Source organism: Inquilinus sp. OTU3971 (assembly GCF_038440215.1).
On record NZ_JASATH010000397.1, the window covers coordinates 1 to 1,900 of the forward strand.

At 68.6% G+C, this 1,900-nt stretch carries 2 protein-coding genes; one reads left to right on the forward strand and one right to left on the reverse strand.

The window, feature by feature from the left end; genetic code table 11:
* Positions 1 to 304 precede the first annotated feature (304 nt).
* A complete protein-coding gene (locus AAHM41_RS40045; RefSeq protein ID WP_342242228.1) occupies positions 305 to 1,225 on the forward strand; it encodes a hypothetical protein in 921 nt (306 codons plus the stop codon).
* Positions 1,226 to 1,295: 70 nt separating this feature from the next.
* Here AAHM41_RS40045 and AAHM41_RS40050 read toward each other — a convergent pair.
* On the reverse strand, positions 1,296 to 1,900 hold a 605-nt coding region (locus tag AAHM41_RS40050; protein WP_342242229.1), incomplete at its 5' end, for an anti-virulence regulator CigR family protein.

The following is a 1,900-nucleotide window of genomic DNA, read 5'->3' on the forward strand; positions in this document are numbered from 1 at the left end:
GGGTGCAGAGATCACGGAAGCCTCCTGTCTGCAGGGGATTGGACCCCTGATTCAGACAGGACCCGCGATCATCGCCCAGGCCGGCTCAACTGCACCACTCTCATGCCGCGGAGCGGCTTAGTCCCTTGGCGCATCCTGGCCAGGTCAGGCCGGCAGGGGAGGGTGAGAAGCGGCCCCTGGGATGGCGCGCAACAGCCGTCCGGTCTGCGGCTGTGACCCGCCCGCGCGAGGCATCTGCCTGACCATGGCTTGAATACTCTCCAGATGTCTGTGGAATACCGGGGGCTCCCAGGACGTCGAACATGTGAGACGGGCCATTGCAGCCCGCTTTGGCACCACGGTTCTGGAGTTTCTGATGCGTATCCGTTCTGCTGCGACGCTGCCCATCGTGGCCGCTTTCGGACTGCTCTACGCCATGGCGGCGAGCGCAGGCGGCTGGGGGGATCTCAAGGATGTCTCGAAGCCGCAGTTCATCACCGTCAAGGACAATGGCGGCGGACACGGCGGCGGCAATGGAGGCGGTAACGGCGGTGGGAATGGCGGGGGCAATGGAGGCGGCAACGGAAATGGGGGAGGCAACGATGGCGGAAACGGCGGCGGCAAGGCTGACAGCAATGGCAGCGGCAACGGCGGCGGGACAGCCAGCAGCACCGACAGCGGCGTCGACAGCTCCGGGGGTGAAGCCCCCGGTAACATCGGCAAGATCAGAGGCACCCGCCACGGAACCGGCATCGCCAGCTCGACGGATGACACGGACGGCCCCGGACGCAGCGGCAAGACGAGGGGTATGAGGCCCGGCAAGGCCGACACCATCTCGCTCGACGACGACACCACCGCTGCGCTGGCTGGCTCCGGCTGGTCGCCGACGGTCGGCAACGGGCCGTTCCGCAATCACGGTGCCCGTGTCTCCGCCATGGTCAGCCTGGCCAAGGAGCTCGGCTACGGCGCCAATGTCGGGGCCATGCAGGCCAATTTCGGCACGCCGCAGGAGACGGGGATCCGTGACCTGCAGCAGCGGATCGCCGATCTCAAGGCCGACCCGACCACGGATCCCGCCCTGATCGACGCGCTCGAGGCCGAGCTCGCCGACCGGATCGACCAGGTCAAGCCCGGCACCGGGCCGACCGGCGAGTGGGAGACGACCAATCTGGACGTCGACGGCAACGGCGTGGTCGACGACCACGACCTGGCCCTCGCCCGCGAAGGCTTCCGCCCCTTCGACTGAGGCCTGACGATCGGCCGGCGGACCCGGGTCTCGGGGGCGCCGGCGATCCGGCAGGGTTTCAGCGACCGGTTCAATCGGTCAGGATGTCGACGATGATGCCGGTGGCGATGGCCATCAGCACCACGTCGGACCCGACCATGTAGTAGTCGTAGCCGTCGTAGCGGGGCAGCCGGGCCAGCAGATCCGCCGGCAGGCCCCGCTTGGCGATGCCCGGAGGCAGCGGCTTGCCCCGCGCCAGGTTGCGGGCGATGCCGGGCGGCAGCGCCTGGGCGCGCGGCCAGTCGCCATAATAGTCGACGATCACGTCCCGGTCCCGCGGCTGGAACAGCACCGCCGGCGTGCCGGCATTGCCCTGGCGGTGGGATTTGCCCTGGCCTTGGCCGGGCCCGCTGCCCGGAGTTCCGGGCACGATGACGCTCTGCTTCTTGCCGTGGCCTTGTCCCTGACCGTGCCCCTGTCCCTGACCCTGGCCCTGGCCTTGAGGAGGGGCCGCCATGGCGACAGTGCCGGCCGCCATCAGGCCGAGCGCGGCGGCCGCAAGGAGCAGGGTCCGGATCGCGCCGGTCCTAAGCGTTCTTGGAGTCAAAGTCTTCATCCTCGTGGCATGACAGTAGCCATAGTGCGGCCGTTCATGGTTCGAAACGATCCCCAGCGCCAGGCGTCCAGACGAACGCC